The organism is Pseudomonas sp. B392_1p, from assembly GCF_052245235.1.
In the GTDB taxonomy this organism is placed as follows: Bacteria; Pseudomonadota; Gammaproteobacteria; order Pseudomonadales; family Pseudomonadaceae; genus Serpens; species Serpens gallinarum.
The window spans coordinates 410351-427356 of the sequence record NZ_JBQPXM010000003.1; the positions used below are offsets into that span (position 1 = coordinate 410351).

Sequence of the window (17006 nt, forward strand, 5' to 3'; positions counted from 1 at the left end):
TCTAAGCCGAAAACAATATATGTTTTTATATTTTATCTGGCAATAGATTTTTAACTACCACCAACCGGCATCGTTTCACGCCTTTGAATCCCGGACACAAAAACGCCGGGCCAGGATTACTCCTGGCCCGGCGCTTGACGTGCCGCCGACTCAGACCCGCTCGATGCGCACCGGCAGGGCCTGGCGTACCGCCGCGCCCGAGACCCAGTCGATCCACACGTTGGTGTCCGGACGGGTCGGATCGCCGAAACCGAGGTCGTTGAGGTTGACCCCCGCCCCCAGCGCCGGGTTGTGCGGCATGGGCTGGCCATCCACCTGGTGGGCGCGCGCCCCTAGCTCGGTGTGGCCGTAGCCGTGCTCCACGGCGACGGTGCCGGGCATCAGCCCGTCACGCACCAGTGCAACCCCTTCCCGCGCGCCGCCCGGCGTGACCAGGCGCACCTTGTCGCCATGACCGATGCCCAGGCGCGCCGCATCGGCGCGGTGTAGGTACACCGGGTTATGCGGGTGCACCTGGCGCAAGCGGTCGGCGCCGATGGAGAACGCGCTCATCAGGTGCGACTTGAAGGAAATCATCAGCAGCGGCCACTGATCCTCGCCGTACAGCTCGCGCATCGCGCGACCGTCGGCCATGCGCACCGGATACCAGGTCGGGCAACCGCTGTAGCGCTCGCCGGTCAGCGAGTGGCGCATTTTGGCCAGGTCCTCGTACCAGATCTGCTGCGGCTTGGTGTAGCCCTGGCGCACTTGCCCCTTGTCGTTCCAGGCATCTTCGATACGCGCGAAGCGCCCGCCCCGGCTCATCAGCAGCGCCACGCGCCGCCATTCCTCGGGCTTGAGGCGTTGCTGCAACTGCTCGGCATGGCGCTGCGCACCGGTGAGCGCCAGGTCGTCGTCGCTGGCCTCCGGCACCGGTTGGCCGCCGGCGTAGGCGATGTTGGCAAAGCCGCGCAGGTAGAAATCGGCGGCGCTGTTCAGGTCGTAACGGTTGCCATCGGCGTCGCGGATCGCGCCGGCGCCGAAGCCCGGCATGCCGAGGCGCTTGGCGGTGGCGATCAGGAAGCTTTCCAGGCTGATCGATTGACCCTCGGCCGTCTTCGCCACGCGCGGCTCGACCACCGGCCAGCGCACGCTGGAGGCCTTGGCCACCACGCCGTTCCAAGGCGCCGAGACACCCCAGCTCTCATAGGTCAGGGTATCCGGCACGATGTAATCGGCCAGGGCGGCGGTTTCGTTGATGAACGGGTTGACCGCGATGGAGAGCGGCATCAGCTTCGGATCGCGCAGGCGCTCCTCGATCACGTGCCGCCAGCCGGCAATGCCGTACACCTGGTTGCCCATGTGGTTGATCCACACCTTGGCGCGGTACGGGTAGCCATCCAGGGCGGCGGCGATCATTTCCGAGCTCAGGCCGCCGACCGCCGGGTACCAGGGCGCCTTGGCCGGGTACGGGGATAGGCCGGACTCTTTCTTGCGGCGGTATTCGCTGCTCTTTTCGTAGGGGAAGCGATGGCGTGACAGGGCCACGCCCTTGGGGTCGACCTTGCCGGCGAAGCCACCGATGTTGTAGCGCGGCCCCGGGCCGAACGGCGGGAACTGGCCGGCGTCCACCACCAGGCCGCCCTTGACGTTGAGGTTGCCGATCAGGGTGTTGAGCATGCCGATGGCATAGGCGGTATAGAAGCCGGAGCCACTCATGGTGCCGCCGTGGGAGTTGGCCACCGCCTGCTTGCCGTAGCTGGTGAAGCGCTCGGCCAGGGCGGTGATCTTCTCCAGCGGCACGCCGGATTCACGGGCGTACTCCTCGAGGCTCATGCGCCGGGCTTCGGCGCGCAGGCGGCTCAGTGAGCTGGTGACGCGCACCGGCTGGCCATCCAGCGTCACCGTGCGCTCGACGAACAGCTCGGCCGGTTCGGCCCGGGTGTGCGCCGCCAGCTCGCCATCGGCGCGCTGCACCACATAGGCTTCGGCCTCGCTCCAGCCCAGGTCGGCGCCGCGCAGGAAAGTGCCGAAGCGTGGGTGCTCGGGGTCCTCCACCAGCAGGTGGGTGGCGTTGCTCCACGAGGCCTCGCCGGCCGCCTGCATGGCCGCCGGCCCCGGCTGGGACAGCATGCCCGCGTCGAAGCGGCGGTTGTCGAGGATCCAGCGGATCATGCCCATCACCAGCGCCAGGTCGCCGGCCGGCTTGACCGCCAGCCACTCGCTGTCGTCGCTGAGCACGTTGGAAGTGGCCGGCAGGGTCGGCGACACCACCACGTATTCGAATACCGGCTTGTCGGTGCGGGTACGGGCCTCGGCCAGTTGCCGGCCCTGACGCTGGAACGGGTTGCCAGCCTGGGCCGGCGCGGTGCCGATGAACAGGCCGAAACGGGCATTGTCCCAGTCCGGTTTGCCATGGGGCATGCCCGGCAGGTCGCCAAGCGCCGCGGCGGTGCCCACCCGGTAGCTCTGACCGCAGTAGGAACCGTGGTTGGAAAAGTTGACGCTGCCGAACGACTGCTGGGTGAAGCGGCGCACGAATGGCGTACGGCCTTCGTTGCCGGCATCGGTAAACAGCAGCTGGTTGCTCAGCGGGCCGTACTCCGGGTTGGCCGGGTCAATCAGCGTCTCGCGGTCATAGATGGCGCGCAGGCCGTCGACATGGCCTTCGCCGAAGAGATCGCCGCCCTCGCAGACTTCCTCGATCAGTTGCTCGAAGGAGATGGTCTGCCACTTGCCCTCCCCGCGCTTGCCCACGCGCTTGAGCGGCTGCAGCACGCGATAGGGGCTGGTCAGCTGCTCGAACATTGCCGCGCCGCGACCGCAGGCGGTGGCACGGCCTTCGATGCCGGCATCGCCGCCCAGCGCGCTGTAAACGTCGCGCACCGGGGTCTGCATGTCCGCCGGTTGGGTGGTGGCCAGCGGGTGGTAGGGGTTGCCAGCCACGCGAATGATGCAGTTGGCCTCGTTGTCCACCCGCACGCGAATGCCGCACTGGGTCCAGCAACCCAGGCACACCGACGGACTGACGGTCTGCCCCGGCTGAGTGGAGAGCGCGCCGGTCAGCGGATCGAGGCGAAATTCCGGGGTCAGCGAATTGCCGCGCACGGCGTCGGCGGTGGGCGTGCCGGCGGTGCCGTGCACCAGCCCGGTCACTGCCCGGCTGACGGTTTCGCTGTAGCCGGCGGCGAACACCGCCAGGCCGCCAGCGACGGCGGCGCCCTGGGTGATCACCTTGCGCCGGCCGGCGTCCTGCAGGTCTTCCTGTTGCTTGGTCTTGTCGGTCATGTCATCGACTCCTGATCAGTGACCGGCGCGGGCCGGGTTGTAAGAAGGAAAGCGTTCCAGCACGAACACCACGGCGACCAGCAGCGCCAGGCACAGGCCGAACATGCCGAGGATGCCCAGCAGCCCGTCACCACCGAGCGGCATGCTGTACAGGTACAGGCCGGCGCCGTACTTGGGTACGCCCTGCACGCTCATGAACACCACCCAGCGGAACACCCAGGCCGAGGCCAGCATGGCCAGCGCCACCAGCAAGGAGTAGCCGGTGCCGCCCAGGCGCGACGCGGGCCGTGCCAGCATCGCCAGCATCAGCAGACCGCTCAGTACCGCGCCGAGCAGGCTCAGGCGCCACACCGGGAAGTCTTCGAACAGGCGCAGCGCCGCGGGGAACGACGGATCCAGCCCGAGACTGCCGGTAGCCACCCACACCAGCACGCCCAGCACCACCAGCACCAGCGCGCTGATGCCCAGGCGACGCAGCAGTTCCAGCGGCATCGCCGGCAGACCGCCCGGCAGCCAGCGGCCGACCAGCAGCATGGCGCCGAGGGCGGCCAGCCAGCCGGTGACGGCGAAGTTCCACGGCAGCAGCAGGGTGTTCCACAGCGGCCGCGCGCGCACCACCATGATCTCGGCGCCGGTGTAGACCAGGATGCTCACCGCCAGCAGCGCCAGGGCCAGGCCGGTCAGGCGCAGCAGGCGCGGGCGACGCAGCCACCACAGCAGGCAGAAACCCAGGGCCAGCATCACGAACAGCGGCAGCAGGTAGGCGCCGATGGACATCCACGACCAGGGCGTGGAGTGCGCATAGAAATGCCAGAAGCGCCCCGGCTGGTGCAGGTCGGCCAGCAGCGAGACCGGCGCGGCAATGGCCGTGACCAGCAGCACCACCACCGCCGCCGGCAGCAGGCGCGCCGACGGCGACCCGGGCTTGCCGAACGCCAGGATGGCGGCGGTCAGCGCGGCAGTGGCGGCGATGCCGATGAAGAAGAAATATTGCACCGCCCAGGGCAGCCAGGCGGCTTCGTAGTCGGGGGTCAGCAGTTCAACGATCTGCATGGCGGCGTCCTTAATGCTTGGCGATCAGACGGATGCCCGCCTGGCCGTCGACTTCATTGACGAAGGCCTCGGGCAGGCCGATGTAGTACACGTGCGGGTCGGTGTTCATGTCCGGCTTGAGGACGCGGATCTCGTCCTTGTGGGCGTCCATCCGGCGGGAAATCTCGCTCTGCGGGTCGTTGAGGTCACCGATCACCCGCGCGCCGCCCACGCAGCTTTCCACGCAGGCCGGCAGCAGCCCGACCTCCAGGCGGTGCTCGCAGAAGGTGCACTTGTCGGCGGTCTGGGTCTCGTGGTTGATGAAGCGCGCGTCGTACGGGCAGGCCTGCACGCAGTAGCCGCAGCCCACGCAGCGTTCGTTGTCGACCAGCACGATGCCGTCGGTGCGCTGGAAGGTCGCCTGCACCGGGCAGACCGGCACACACGGCGGCTCGTCGCAGTGGTTGCACAGGCGCGGCAGGTTGATCAGCGCCGATGGCGCGTCGGGGCTCTCGGTAACCTCGTACTGCAGCACGGTGGTGCGGAACTGGCCGATCGGCGGCAGGTTCTCCACCGAACAGCTCACCGTACAGGCCTGGCAGCCGATGCACTTGCGCAGGTCGACCAGCATGCCGTAGCGCTTGCCCTCGATGCCCGGGCGCCGGGGCGGCTGGTCGCCGATGCCGGCCTGGGCGGTACTGGCCAGGGGCAGCAGACTCACGGCGGCGCTCAGGCCCAGCAGGTCCTTGAGCAGGCCGCGCCGGCCTGAGGATGGGGGTTGATCACAGGGTGACTTGCTCATGATTTACCTCTGGTTAGCAGTGCAAGGCTGCAATGCAACTAAATCTCTCTCAAGCATTTTACCCAGCCCGTAGACCAGCCCTACTGACCCATATCAACGTACGAATCAATAACTTAAGATAGAAATGAGAAGTAGTTTCGAGATAATCGCAAGCGATTGATTAACCAACGGAAATCAACCTCAATCAGCGCGCCCCAGGATCTCCGTCAGCGCTTGCGGACGCGCGGCACCCTGTTGCTGCTGCAGGCGCCCCTGAGTATCGCGGTAGAAAATCGCCGGCATCGCCATGGCGTCCAGCTCGCTCATCCATTCGAGGTTGTCATCCAGGTGGCGCTGAAGCGGTGCGGGAATCTCGCCGAGCGGTTTGAGCGTGCTGGCCTTGCCGGCCGACTCATGGGCCGCGAGAGCGGCGGCCGGCCGAGGCTCGCGCAGCAAGGCTGCGGACCTTGCGGCGCTGTCGGCGCGCAGCAGGCCAACCAGGAGGCCGGCCGGCGCCCGAAACGTGCCGACGATTTGCGCGCCGCGAGCTTCGACCGCCTTGATCGGCGCCGGCAGCTCCTCGGCGTGGCCAGCGAGCGCAAGGCCAGCAGGCCGAAACCCGCCACCAGCAGGGAGAACCGCCGGACAGGCATCATGGCTGGGTATCCTCGTGCAGGGCTTCCAGGGCGCGCGCCAGGCTGGCTCGCGACAGTTCGCCCAGATGGCTGCCCACCTGGCGGCCTTCGGCGTCATAGAACAGGGTTGTGGGCAGCGCCCGCGAGCCAATGTGCTGGCCGAGGCGCCCGCCCTGGTCGAGCAGCACATTGCGCAGGTCCAGGTCGGTGCTTTCCGTAAAGCGGTTGACCTCCCCCTGCCCTTCACCCTGGTTGACGAACAGGAACGTCATGTCAGCGTTATGCGCCTGTGCCTCGGCCAGCACCGGCATTTCCCTTCGGCACGGCGGGCACCAGGTGGCCCACAGGTTGATGACCAGCGGTTTGCCCTGATAATCGCTCAACGAAACCGCTGCGCCCCGGTTGTCGTACAGCGCCATATCCGGCAGCCGGGTGCCGTGTTCCAGGGAATGCCAGATGAAATGACTGCCTCCCCAGCTCAGCACGCCGACCAGCAACGCCAGGCCGAGCGGCTTGCGCAGTCCGCGGTCACGCCATGCCTGCCAAGCGCCCAGCGCCAGCCCGGCCAGCACGCCGGGCCAGGCGATGAAACCGCCGTCACGGATATCCACTACGCGCCACACGTCGTCGCGGTAATGTTCGAAATAGCTGACGACGAACGCCAGACGCGCCACCAGCACGGCCACCAGCAACAAGCGCAACAGCTGCGGCTCGGGATTGCGCCCCGCACGCCGCCCCACCCACCAGCCGGTGACGATGGCCAGCAATACGCCGCTAAACAGCAACACATGGGGAATCGCCAGGGCCAGCGGCCCAACATTCAACGTCAGCATCGGTACTCCGAAATTTAACAGCGCCACGGGCACCCACTACAGGCACGAGCATGGCGAAAGAAGATTAACTACCGATTAACGGCCGCGAAGAATGTACCCCAAACGCCATTTGCCGCAGGGGGTAGTTACCCTGCTCCAGGCCCACTTGTCCGATGAGCCGGCAGGGGATTCGAGCAGTTCTTACTTCGGGCGGCAGCGAAAACGCCGACTGCCGATGCAATCTGGGCATAATTCCACCCCCCACATCCCTGATGAAAAGCCACAAAATCGCTCTCTGACCTTTCAGTCATCGCCAGTTGTGGGCACAATCCGCGTCCTCTTTTAACGGGAGGGGACAACCACCCCTTCTGCCGGCTGAATTGGCACGGAATTCAAGATGATCAAGACACCTTACTACCTGATCGATAAACAGAAGCTGCTGGTCAATCTCGAGAAGATTGCCTATGTGCGCAAACAGTCGGGGGCCAAGGCCCTGCTGGCGCTCAAGTGCTTCGCCACCTGGTCAGTGTTCGACCTGATGCAGCAGTACATGGACGGCACCACCTCGTCGTCGCTTTACGAGCTCAAGCTGGGCCGTCAGAAGTTCGCTGGCGAAACCCACGCCTACAGCGTGGCCTGGGCCGATGACGAAATCGACGAGATGCTGGCCAACTCCGACAAGGTCATCTTCAACTCCATCGGTCAACTGCAGCGCTTCGCCGAGGCCTCGAGCAGTGCCGTGCGCGGCCTGCGTGTCAACCCGCAGGTGAGCAGCTCCGACTACCTGCTGGCCGACCCGGCGCGTCCGTTCAGCCGTCTGGGCGAATGGGACCCGGTGAAGATCGAAGGCGTCATCGAGCAGATTTCCGGCTTCATGTTCCACAACAATTGCGAGAACGGCAGCTTCGAGCTGTTCGATCAGATGCTCGGCACCATTGAGGAGCGCTTCGCCCATCTGCTGCACCAAGTCCAGTGGGTCAGCCTGGGTGGCGGTATCCACTTCACCGGCGAGGGTTACCCGCTGGACGCTTTCTGTGCGCGCCTGAAGGCCTTCTCGGAACGCTACGGCGTGCAGGTCTACCTGGAGCCGGGCGAAGCGGCGATCACCCAGAGCGCGTCCCTGGAAGTGACCGTGCTCGATACCCTGTACAACGGCAAGAATCTGGCGGTGGTGGACAGCTCCATCGAAGCACACATGCTCGATCTGCTGATCTACCGCCAGGATGCCAAGATGGAACCCTGCGAGGGCGAGCACACTTATATGGTGTGCGGAAAGTCCTGTCTTGCGGGTGACATCTTCGGCGAGTACCAATTCGATCGTCCGCTGACCATCGGCGATCGGCTGTCGTTCATCGACGCGGCGGGTTACACCATGGTCAAGAAAAACTGGTTCAACGGACTCAAGATGCCGGCCATCGCCGTGCGTCAACTCGATGGCGACGTCGAGTTGGTTCGCGAGTTTGGTTTCGACGACTATCTGTCCAGCCTCTCCTGAGGCGGCAGTGAGGGAGATAAATGAAGAGAAACGTTCTGATCATCGGTGCAGGAGGTGTGGCCAAGGTTGTGGCCCATAAGTGTGCGCAACACAATGATGAACTCGGCCAGATCGCCATTGCCTCACGCAGTGTCGACAAATGCCAGGCCATCATCGAAAGCGTCAAGGCCAAGGAGAGCCTCAAGGTTCCAGCTGAAATCAAGGCCTACGCCTTGAACGCGCTGGATATCGAAGCGACCAAGTCGCTGATCCGCGAAACCGATTCACAGATCGTCATCAACGTCGGTTCGGCATTCCTCAACATGTCGGTGCTGCGCGCCTGCATGGAGACCGGAGCGGCGTATCTCGACACCGCCATTCACGAAGAGCCGGGCAAGATCTGCGAGACCCCGCCGTGGTATGGCAACTACGAATGGAAGCATCTGGCCGAGTGCCAGGAAAAAGGCGTGACCGCGATTCTCGGTGCCGGCTTCGATCCAGGCGTGGTGAATGCCTGGGCAGCCCTGGCGGCCGAGCGGCACTTCGACCAGATCGACTCGATCGACATCCTCGACGTGAACGCAGGCTCCCACGGCAAGTACTTCGCCACCAATTTCGACCCGGAAATCAACTTCCGCGAGTTTACCGGCCAAGTGTGGAGCTGGCAGAACAGCCAATGGACCAGTAACACGATGTTTGAGGTCAAGCGCACCGACGATCTGCCGGTCGTGGGCAAGCAGAATCTCTACCTCACCGGGCATGACGAGGTGCATTCGCTGTCCAAGCACCTCAACGTGCCGAACATCCGCTTCTGGATGAGCTTCGGTGAGCACTACATCAATGTGTTCACCGTGCTGAAGAACCTCGGCCTGCTCTCCGAGCAGCCGGTAAAGACGGCCGAAGGCTTGGAAGTCGTCCCGCTCAAAGTGGTCAAGGCCGTGCTACCTGATCCCGCCTCGCTGGCACCGGGTTACACCGGCAAGACCTGCATTGGCGATTTGATCAAGGGCACCAAGGACGGCCAAGAACGCGAACTGTTGATCTACAACGTCGCCGACCACGAGGACGCCTACGCCGAGACGGACAGCCAGGGCATTTCCTACACCGCCGGCGTTCCACCGGTGGCCGCCGCGCGCCTGATCGTCAGCGGCGAATGGGATGCCAAGCGCATGGTCAACGTCGAGGAACTGCCTGCCGCGCCGTTCCTCACCTTGCTTGACCAGATGGGCCTGCCCACCCGCATCAAGGACGCCAACGGCGACCGACCCTGGGATCAGTTGGCCTGACCCCACACACCGCCCGCCTTCTTGGCGGGCGGTGTGCTTTTGGCTCTCTTAATACTCTCGTCCTGCGCGTGCAGGATGGCGTGAGCGCAGCGATGTTGTGTTGACAATGAGCCAATTCAGCCAGCCTCTATGCAGTGCTACCATGCGCACCCGGTCCGCTTTGCTACCTTCCCCGCCTCCGCGCGTCCAACTCGTATACCGCACGCTCGTGCAAGGCTTGATACATGTCTGATACTCCTTCGACAGTTGCTTATGGGCGCAGAGACTTTATTACCATCGCCCTGGCGCTGACCGCCGCCACGATTGGCGCCTCGCTGATCAGCCCGTTGTTTCCCCTCTACCAAAACGCCTGGCAACTGCCGACCAGCGGCATTACTGCCATTTTCGTGTACTACATGGTGGGGGCAATCGTCGCGTTTCTGTTCCTGGGGCGTTTGGTTGGCTACATGGGGCCGGCCCGGGTGCTGAAAATTGCCCTGGTGGTCATGTTGCTGGGTTTGAGCCTCTGCGCGGTGGCGCAGAGCGAGTGGGTCCTGGGCATTGGCCGTTTCATTTCCGGCGTCGCCTCGGGAATGGCCAGCACCTCGGCAACCATTGCTCTGATCAAATATGCGCCGCAGGCGTGGAGCAAGCGGGCTCCGGTGGTCGCCACCACCACGACCATGGCCGGCTTCGGCATGGGACCCATCGTCTGCGGCGCTCTGGCACAATGGCTACCGTGGCCATTACGCATGCCGTATATCGTGGTGTTCATCGCGGTGCTGGCCTGCCTGATCGCCTTGATGCGCATCCGGCTGCCTGTCAGGGAAACATTGACTGGTCAGCTGTCCTTCATGCCTGGCTTCGCCCTGCCGGAGCGAGCGCGCCTGACGCGATTTTTGCTGGCGTCGATGGGCGTCTTCTGTGCCTCGGCGCTGTTCAGCCTGCTCGCTTCCCTCGCACCGAGCATGCTGGACGAAATGCTGCCGTGGCACGGCCCCGTGATCAGCGGTCTGTCCATTGGCGTGATCTTGATGATTTCCGCCAGCATTCAGATTCCGGCCTCACGCCTGGCTCTGCACTCGTCCGCCCGTCTCGGCTTTACGCTGATGGGACTGGGCCTGGCGATGCTTGGCGTGTCGCTGTACAGCCACTCGTTTGCGATCTTCCTGGCGGCGGTGATCACCATCGGCCTGGGCCATGGCATTTCATTCATGGCCGGGCTAACCGTGGTCGCCAACTCCTCCACGGAAGCGGAGCGCGGTCGGATGATCGCTTCGTTCTACACCATCGGCTATTTGGGTACCATCCTTCCGACCCTGGCCGTGGGTTGGGCAGCGGATCATCTGGGTGTGCTGACCGCCAGCCTTGCGTATTGCGTGCTGGGGGTGCTGCTCATCGGCGGGCTGTTGGTGATGGCGTTTCGCGAGTTTCGCAAAGTTTGACGATGCCGGCGCTAGGGGGTATCGCTGCGCTCAACGTCATTCTACGTGTCGCATAGGACGGCGCTGGGGAAGTGGAACACTATGTCCCGCGTACCCGCGGGTTGACGCGGTAACGCGGCGTACCGCCCAGCAACGCCTGTTCCAGGTTATCCAGGGCCAGCTCAACCATGGCCCGACGCGTTTCATGGGTGGCTGAGCCGGCGTGCGGCAGGGTCACCACATTGCTCAGCGCGAACAGCGGCGATTCGCGCAACGGTTCCTGCTCGTACACATCAAGCCCGGCGGCCTGGATCTGCCGGTTCTGCAGCGCTTCGACCAGCGCAGCCTCGTCGATGACCGGGCCACGCGCCACGTTGACCAGAATCGCGCTGGGCTTCATCAGGGCCAGTTCGCGACGGCCGATCAGCTTGTGTGTCCGCTCGCTGAGCGGCACCACTACGCAGACAAAATCCGCCTCGCCCAGCAACTCGTCGAACCCACAGAAACGGGCGCCCAGCTCCTGCTCCAGCGCTGGCTTGCGGCTGTTGCCTTCACAGTTACTCGAAAGATGTAAAGCGCTATCGACCGACACGGCGGGACGCTGCCCCCTGGCACTTGCCACGAGGGCGTGGCGTCCACTCCCACAGGTTTACCCCAGTGCTCTGACGCGCTCGTCAGTCGCGATCGACAGCAAACGCCGACCAGGCCTGACGGGTCGGCATGACTTCCAGTCGGTTGAAATTGATGTGATCCGGCAGGTTGGCCACGTAGAAGATCTGCTCGGCGATGTCTTCGGCTGCCAGCGGTGTGGTGTCCCCATACAGTCGATCCGAGGCTGCCTGGTCGCCCTTGGTGCGCACCAGGGTGAATTCGGTTTCGGCCATGCCCGGCGCAATGTCGGTAACCCGCACACCGGTGGCGATCAGGTCGCAGCGCAGGTTGTAACTGAACTGCTGCACGAAGGCCTTGGTGGCGCCATAGACGTGGCTACCCGGATAAGGCCATTGGCCCGCTGTGGAGCCGATATTGATGATGCTGGCCCCAGCGCCGGTTTTGATCAGCGTGGGTAGCAGCGCATGGGTCACGTTCACCAGGCCGGTAACGTTGGTGTCGATCATCGTGTGCCAGTCGGCCAGATCCACCTTTTGCGCTGGCATGGGCGCGAGGGCCAGGCCGGCATTGTTGATCAGCGCGTGGATCTGGCGAAAACCTTCGGGCAATTCAGCCACGACCTGCTGCACGGCGGCGGCATCGCGCACATCCAGCGCGGCGATATGGACCGGCACCTGCTCGCGCAATTCATTCTGCAGTTCCTGCAGGCGCTCCACCCGACGTCCGCACAGCACCAGCGACCAGCCACCCGCTGCAAAACGCCGCGCCGCGGCGCGCCCGAAACCGGACGTGGCCCCGGTGATGAAAACGATCTTGCTCATTTGCCTACCTCGTGTTGCGAATTCACTGGAAGGAACTGCCCACGGCACTTCCGGTTGCGGCCAAGACAATATCCCAATCCCGCCCGGTTTTGGCAGCGTGCTACCGAGATATCAGCCGATGCTGCTGCGCTTTTTTACTTGGAAAAGCGTTTCGCACCCGCCACACAGAAAATCACCGCCAGGGTTACGCCCAGCATGCCCAAGCTGACCCGTTCGTGAAGCAAGGTGGCGGCCAACGCCAGGCCGAAGAACGGCTGCAGCAACTGCAGTTGCCCAACTGCCGCAATGCCACCCTGGGCCAGACCGCGATACCAGAACACAAAGCCGATCAACATGCTGAACACCGACACGTACGCCAGGCTTATCCAGGCCGGCAAACTAACCTCGGCAAACGACACCGGCATCAACAACCCGGCCAGCAACGCCATGACCGGCAATGACAGCAGCAGCGCCCAGGAGATTACCTGCCAGCCGCCCAGCGTCCTGGACAGTTGCGCACCTTCGGCATAGCCGAGACCGCACACGAGGATAGCCAGCAGCATAAGCACATCTCCCTTCAGCGATGCGCTAACGCCTTGGGACACAGCGAAGCCAACCACCAGAAGGCTGCCCATCATCGAGAAGAACCAGAATACGGGACGGGGGCGTTCACCGCCGCGCAGAACGCCAAACGCGGCCGTTGCCAGAGGCAGTAAGCCGAGAAAAACAATGGAGTGGGCCGACGTCACGTACTGCAGAGCCAAGGCCGTTAGCAACGGAAAGCCGACGACAACGCCCATCGCAACAATGGCCAAGGACAGCAACTGATGTCGAGCAGGACGCTGCTCCTTGAAAAACAACACAAGCCCCAGGGCCAGAACGCCGGCAATGGTCGCGCGGGCGCCCGTCAGGAAAACGGGATCCAACTCCAGCACCGCCACTCGCGTCGCAGGCAGCGAGCCGCTGAAGATAAGCATGCCAATGAATCCATTGATCCATCCGCGGGTATTCGTGTCGCTCATCTGGCTTTGCACGGTCGTTGTCCGTTTCAGGGGGCATGCTGATTGCCGATTACTGCACGGACAACCGAACCGGTCAATCAGGGCGTTTCAGGTTGTATGAAACGCAGCAGCGATTGGTAATGCTCATGGCCGACGGGCGCAAACCCCGTCGCGTGCTGGGATGCTAAATAATCCGCGAGAAGTGCCGACTGCGAAAGCATCAACTCGCGAATTTGCGTTTTGAGCCCTGCGCACAACCCACCCCGGAAGACGTACGGGTCGTAGTGAATCGGCGCGGAACGCCAGAGTACGCGCAGGGTGCTCTGGTCGATGAAGCCACGTGCCAGGTAATCATCGGCACTCTCACTGGCCACAAACGCAGCATCCACGCGTTTGTCCAACAAGGCATCCAGCGAGTCGGGGTGAGAGCCGGTATACACCTGGGCAGCAAAGAAGCGTTCCAGAGGGACGCCAACAGCCTCAGGGAATTCCACATTAAGAATCAGGCTTCCGGACGTACTGGAAGGAGCGGTGAGCGCAACGCGCGCCCTAGAGGTCGATGAGTTCCTGGGCTCTTTGGCGCGCCAGTAAAAGCGCTTGGTAATGCTGGCCCCCAGGGGTGACTTCTTCCCATAGTCAGACTCGATTTGAGAAAGACATACTTAGCCCAAATAATGGCATATCGACATGTCAGTTCCGTGACTTCGTCCGCTGGAGGAAGCCGTCGGCAGCGGCCTCGCTGCTGCTATGTACGGCAAAGTTCCAGAAAAATGTTCGAAAATCTTTGAATCTTTCGAGAACGGATGGGTCAGAACTGCTTCACCTGCCAATAGGCAGGCCAAGGATCGGCTCATGAAGGTGCAATGGAGGCTCAGGCCTTTCAGGCTTCATGGCCGTGTTGTCTTAAAAAAACATCACGAGGCCATCATGGAAAATTTGCGCAAACAAGGTCATTTCGCTTTATTCAAGCTGAAGTTCAAACAACAAGGCTGGCGTCAAACCAGCCATTTGTTGATGATCAAAGTCATCAAGCTCATCGGCCTGTTTAAGCTCCTGCGCGGCATGCTCCTGCTCAAGGCCAACCCGTCCTACCTTGAGTGCCCCTCCGATTACACCTGCCAGTTTCTGAACAAGGCCCAATTGCGCCACTACGCGCAAGATCCCGAGAACCAAATCGAAGCCGATTTTCTCAACGAAGCCCTGAATAAGGGCGATCGTTGCTACGCCATTCTCGACGGCGACAAGCTGGCCGCCTATAGCTGGTATTCACACCAACAGACCCGGATTGATCCCGCGGATCTCCTGATCGATTTCAATCCGCGCTACGTCTACATGTACAAGGGGCTGACCAAGCCTGAGTATCGGGGCAAGCGTTTGTATGTAATTGGCATGAACCGCGCATTGCAGTGGTATCAGCAGCGAGGTTCGCTCGGAATGATTTGCTACGTCGAGTCGACCAATTTCGAATCGCTCAAAGCTTGCATGCGCCTGGGCTGCCAGATTTTCGGCACGATTTATCTGCTGCGTTTTCTGGGCCGTTATCTGTTGCTGGCGACACCCTCTTGCCGACAGTTTGGCTTTCGGCTGCAAGAAATCGCGCACTTTGCTATCGACTGGGCGCGTGCGACGCCAAGGTTCTCTCCCCAGGGTTACCCAATATCCACCGGCAAGAGCGCTACTGCAGCAGACTGTACAGGCTGATGCACTATTGAAACGGAGATAAACCGCGCTGCATAAAAGTGGCATTGCAGCGTGAACAGCGGGCACTACGTTGCCTTGCACAGCCGCCTGTGCCTGCGCCTCAACACTCTCAGGGAGCCGGGCTGGGCTGTTCTACATGGATACGCTCGATCCCGGCCAGTAGCTCATCACTTAGTTGCAGTTGAGCGCTGGCCAGGTTGCTCTCTAGCTGTTCAAGGGTGGTGGCGCCGATGATGTTACTGGTCAGAAACGGGCGGCTGCTGACATAGGCCAGCGCCATCTGGGCTGGGTCGATTCCATGAGTGTTGGCCAGGGTCACATAAGCGCTCGCGGCACGGCGCGCCTGCGGATTGTTGTAGCGCTGGAAGCGCGTGTACAGCGTCAAGCGGCCCTGGGGCGGCTGAGCGCCATTCTCGTACTTGCCGGACAAGAGCCCAAATGCCAGCGGTGAATAGGCCAGCAGCCCCACCTGTTCGCGAACAGCGATTTCCGCCAGGCCGACCTCAAAGCTGCGGTTGAGCAGGTTGTAGGGGTTCTGGATCGACACCACACGAGGCCAGCCCCGCGTCTCGGAAAGGTGCAGGAAACGCTGCACACCCCAAGGCGTCTCGTTGGACAGGCCTATGTGGCGTACCTTGCCGCTCTTCACCAGTTCATCGAGCACTTCAAGCGTGTCTTCGATGGGCGTGAAATGCGTGTCGGGATCGTGCTGGTAGCCCAACTGGCCGAAGAAGTTGGTATTCCGGTCCGGCCAGTGCAACTGATAAAGGTCGAGGTAGTCGGTTTGCAAACGACGCAGGCTGTCGTCAACGGCCTGGGTGAGGTTGGCGCGGTCGAAATGGTTGTGACCGCCTCGGATGTGGCTGATGCCATTGCCTGGCGCAGCCGCCTTGCTGGCGATGATCCAGTCGGCCCGCCCGCCATGGCGCTTGAAATAGTGGCCGATGATGCTTTCCGTAGCACCATAGGTTTGTGCGTTCGGCGGCACTGGGTACATCTCGGCGGTGTCGATGAAATTGATGCCCGCTGCCTGGGCGCGGCGGATTTGCTCGAATGCCTCAGCTTCGGTGTTCTGCTCACCCCAGGTCATACTGCCCAGCGCCAGCGCGCTGACATTGAGATCGGTTTTGCCAAGTGGTCGGTAACGCATCGAATCGTCCTGTATTGAAGAAAAATGAATGCCGCGCATGACGCGGTCCCGCGGGCGCCAAGCGCGGACGGCAATTGCCCATCCTCTCTGCTAGCGTCAACGGTGCGCAAGCAAGCGCGCCCCCTTCTCTCGCAAAGGTACAGGCCATGAGATACACCCTACTGGATAACCTGCGAAACGAGATCATTTTGCTGGCCCGAATTCTGCTTATGATTCTGTTCATCATGTCTGGCTGGAGCAAGCTGTTCGGTTTTGGAGGTACCGTGGCGTATCTGGAATCGCTGGGTACGCCTGTACCCATGCTTGCCGCCGCGATTGCCGTACTCATGGAATTCTTCGTCGCCATTGCGATCATCCTGGGCTTTTATACCCGGCCGCTGGCCTTTCTCTTCGCTTTGTTTGTCCTCGGCACTGCGTTGATCGGGCATGACTTTTGGAACATGGCCGACCCTGAGCGAGCCGCCAACATGACGCAGTTTTTCAAGAACATCAGCATCATGGGCGGCTTGCTATTGCTGGGCGTGACCGGTGCGGGAAAATACTCGCTAGATGGCCGCTAGCTTGCTTGATAGTTGGTTAATACAAGGGTAACGCCAACACCTGTGAGCCTGCGGGCTGGCTATCAGCGTGGATTGGGTTGATCGTCCATTTCCGCCTTGTCAGGATCGAGATCCCCCAGGTCAGGATCAAGGCCAACATCGCTCTCCTCGGGAAGTTCTCCGTCATTGTCAGGCAGCTCATCGATGCCTGGCTCACGGTCTGGATTGACATCGGTCCGCCCCGGACTGAGCGGCCGGGGCGTGCCCGGAAACTCATTTTCTGTGTTGTCCGGGTTTTGCGCGTATACACCCTCTCGCCTGTTCATGCCTGCACCTCATCTGCTGAATACCCTTGGCTTTGGAGTCCGATTGACGGCATTCAATGTCTGGGGACTGCATATTTCCGCCCACCGGCATTCGAACGAACAAACGCACTTCATTTCCCCATTCAACTCCGATAAATGCTATCCCCACCGCGCCTTGGAATAATCCTTTAGAAAGCTTGGTATCCTT

At 62.4% G+C, this 17006-nt stretch carries 15 protein-coding genes and 1 pseudogene; 5 read left to right on the plus strand and 11 right to left on the minus strand.

Annotation, left to right across the window (positions count from 1 at the left end):
- Nucleotides 1-150 precede the first annotated feature (150 nt).
- The 5 genes from ACTV8E_RS06475 to ACTV8E_RS06495 all read right to left on the minus strand — a co-directional run bounded on the left by ACTV8E_RS06475 (nt 151) and on the right by ACTV8E_RS06495 (nt 6548).
- Nucleotides 151-3267: a tetrathionate reductase subunit A gene (locus ACTV8E_RS06475; RefSeq protein WP_443198944.1), complete on the minus strand. Its 3117-nt coding sequence runs from the start codon at nt 3265-3267 to the stop codon at nt 151-153.
- A 15-nt stretch (nt 3268-3282) separates the two neighbouring features.
- The gene (nrfD, locus tag ACTV8E_RS06480; protein ID WP_443198945.1) at nt 3283-4320 is read right to left on the minus strand and encodes an NrfD/PsrC family molybdoenzyme membrane anchor subunit; all 1038 of its coding nucleotides are present in this window, start codon (nt 4318-4320) and stop codon (nt 3283-3285) included.
- 10 nt (nt 4321-4330) lie between these two features.
- Nucleotides 4331-5101 carry a sulfate reduction electron transfer complex DsrMKJOP subunit DsrO gene (gene dsrO / locus ACTV8E_RS06485; RefSeq protein ID WP_443198946.1) on the minus strand — a complete coding sequence of 257 codons (771 nt, stop codon included), beginning with the start codon at nt 5099-5101 and terminating at the stop codon, nt 4331-4333.
- A gap of 180 nt (nt 5102-5281) precedes the next feature.
- The gene (locus tag ACTV8E_RS06490) at nt 5282-5536 is read right to left on the minus strand and encodes a hypothetical protein (RefSeq protein WP_443198947.1); all 255 of its coding nucleotides are present in this window, start codon (nt 5534-5536) and stop codon (nt 5282-5284) included.
- Between the two features lie 196 nt (nt 5537-5732).
- On the minus strand, nt 5733-6548 hold the full coding sequence (locus ACTV8E_RS06495; RefSeq protein WP_443198948.1) for a TlpA family protein disulfide reductase: 816 nt from the start codon (nt 6546-6548) through the stop codon (nt 5733-5735).
- 376 nt (nt 6549-6924) lie between these two features.
- Between ACTV8E_RS06495 and ACTV8E_RS06500 the strand changes: the two genes are divergently transcribed.
- The 3 genes from ACTV8E_RS06500 to ACTV8E_RS06510 all read left to right on the plus strand — a co-directional run bounded on the left by ACTV8E_RS06500 (nt 6925) and on the right by ACTV8E_RS06510 (nt 10711).
- Complete coding sequence (locus tag ACTV8E_RS06500; RefSeq protein ID WP_273538755.1) at nt 6925-8022, plus strand: carboxynorspermidine decarboxylase; 1098 nt, start codon at nt 6925-6927, stop codon at nt 8020-8022.
- Nucleotides 8023-8042: 20 nt separating this feature from the next.
- Complete coding sequence (locus tag ACTV8E_RS06505; RefSeq protein WP_273538757.1) at nt 8043-9287, plus strand: saccharopine dehydrogenase family protein; 1245 nt, start codon at nt 8043-8045, stop codon at nt 9285-9287.
- A 224-nt stretch (nt 9288-9511) separates the two neighbouring features.
- Nucleotides 9512-10711: an MFS transporter gene (locus ACTV8E_RS06510; protein ID WP_273538758.1), complete on the plus strand. Its 1200-nt coding sequence runs from the start codon at nt 9512-9514 to the stop codon at nt 10709-10711.
- Between the two features lie 79 nt (nt 10712-10790).
- On the opposite strand, the pseudogene ACTV8E_RS06515 reads toward ACTV8E_RS06510, so the two are convergent.
- From ACTV8E_RS06515 to ACTV8E_RS06530, 4 genes and pseudogenes are all read right to left on the minus strand, one after another.
- Nucleotides 10791-11240: pseudogene (locus ACTV8E_RS06515) on the minus strand (NAD(P)-dependent oxidoreductase); the annotation flags it as partial.
- A 124-nt stretch (nt 11241-11364) separates the two neighbouring features.
- The gene (locus tag ACTV8E_RS06520) at nt 11365-12123 is read right to left on the minus strand and encodes an SDR family NAD(P)-dependent oxidoreductase (protein WP_443198949.1); all 759 of its coding nucleotides are present in this window, start codon (nt 12121-12123) and stop codon (nt 11365-11367) included.
- A gap of 134 nt (nt 12124-12257) precedes the next feature.
- Nucleotides 12258-13124 (minus strand): DMT family transporter, encoded by an 867-nt coding sequence (locus ACTV8E_RS06525; protein ID WP_443198950.1) that lies wholly within the window; start codon nt 13122-13124, stop codon nt 12258-12260.
- 77 nt (nt 13125-13201) lie between these two features.
- The gene (locus ACTV8E_RS06530) at nt 13202-13750 is read right to left on the minus strand and encodes a PhnD/SsuA/transferrin family substrate-binding protein (RefSeq protein ID WP_443198978.1); all 549 of its coding nucleotides are present in this window, start codon (nt 13748-13750) and stop codon (nt 13202-13204) included.
- A gap of 205 nt (nt 13751-13955) precedes the next feature.
- Here ACTV8E_RS06530 and ACTV8E_RS06535 point away from each other — a divergent pair, with 205 nt between their 5' ends.
- Complete coding sequence (locus ACTV8E_RS06535; protein WP_443198951.1) at nt 13956-14804, plus strand: GNAT family N-acetyltransferase; 849 nt, start codon at nt 13956-13958, stop codon at nt 14802-14804.
- A 109-nt stretch (nt 14805-14913) separates the two neighbouring features.
- On the opposite strand, the gene ACTV8E_RS06540 is transcribed toward ACTV8E_RS06535, so the two are convergent.
- A complete protein-coding gene (locus ACTV8E_RS06540) occupies nt 14914-15954 on the minus strand; it encodes an NADP(H)-dependent aldo-keto reductase (protein WP_443198952.1) in 1041 nt (346 codons plus the stop codon).
- A gap of 146 nt (nt 15955-16100) precedes the next feature.
- Between ACTV8E_RS06540 and ACTV8E_RS06545 the strand changes: the two genes are divergently transcribed.
- Nucleotides 16101-16514, plus strand: coding sequence for a DoxX family protein (locus ACTV8E_RS06545; RefSeq protein WP_251835854.1), 414 nt, complete (start codon nt 16101-16103; stop codon nt 16512-16514).
- A gap of 62 nt (nt 16515-16576) precedes the next feature.
- Here the strand turns inward: ACTV8E_RS06545 and ACTV8E_RS06550 are convergent, their stop codons facing one another.
- Nucleotides 16577-16819, minus strand: coding sequence for a hypothetical protein (locus tag ACTV8E_RS06550; protein WP_251835853.1), 243 nt, complete (start codon nt 16817-16819; stop codon nt 16577-16579).
- Between the last annotated feature and the right edge of the window lie 187 nt (nt 16820-17006).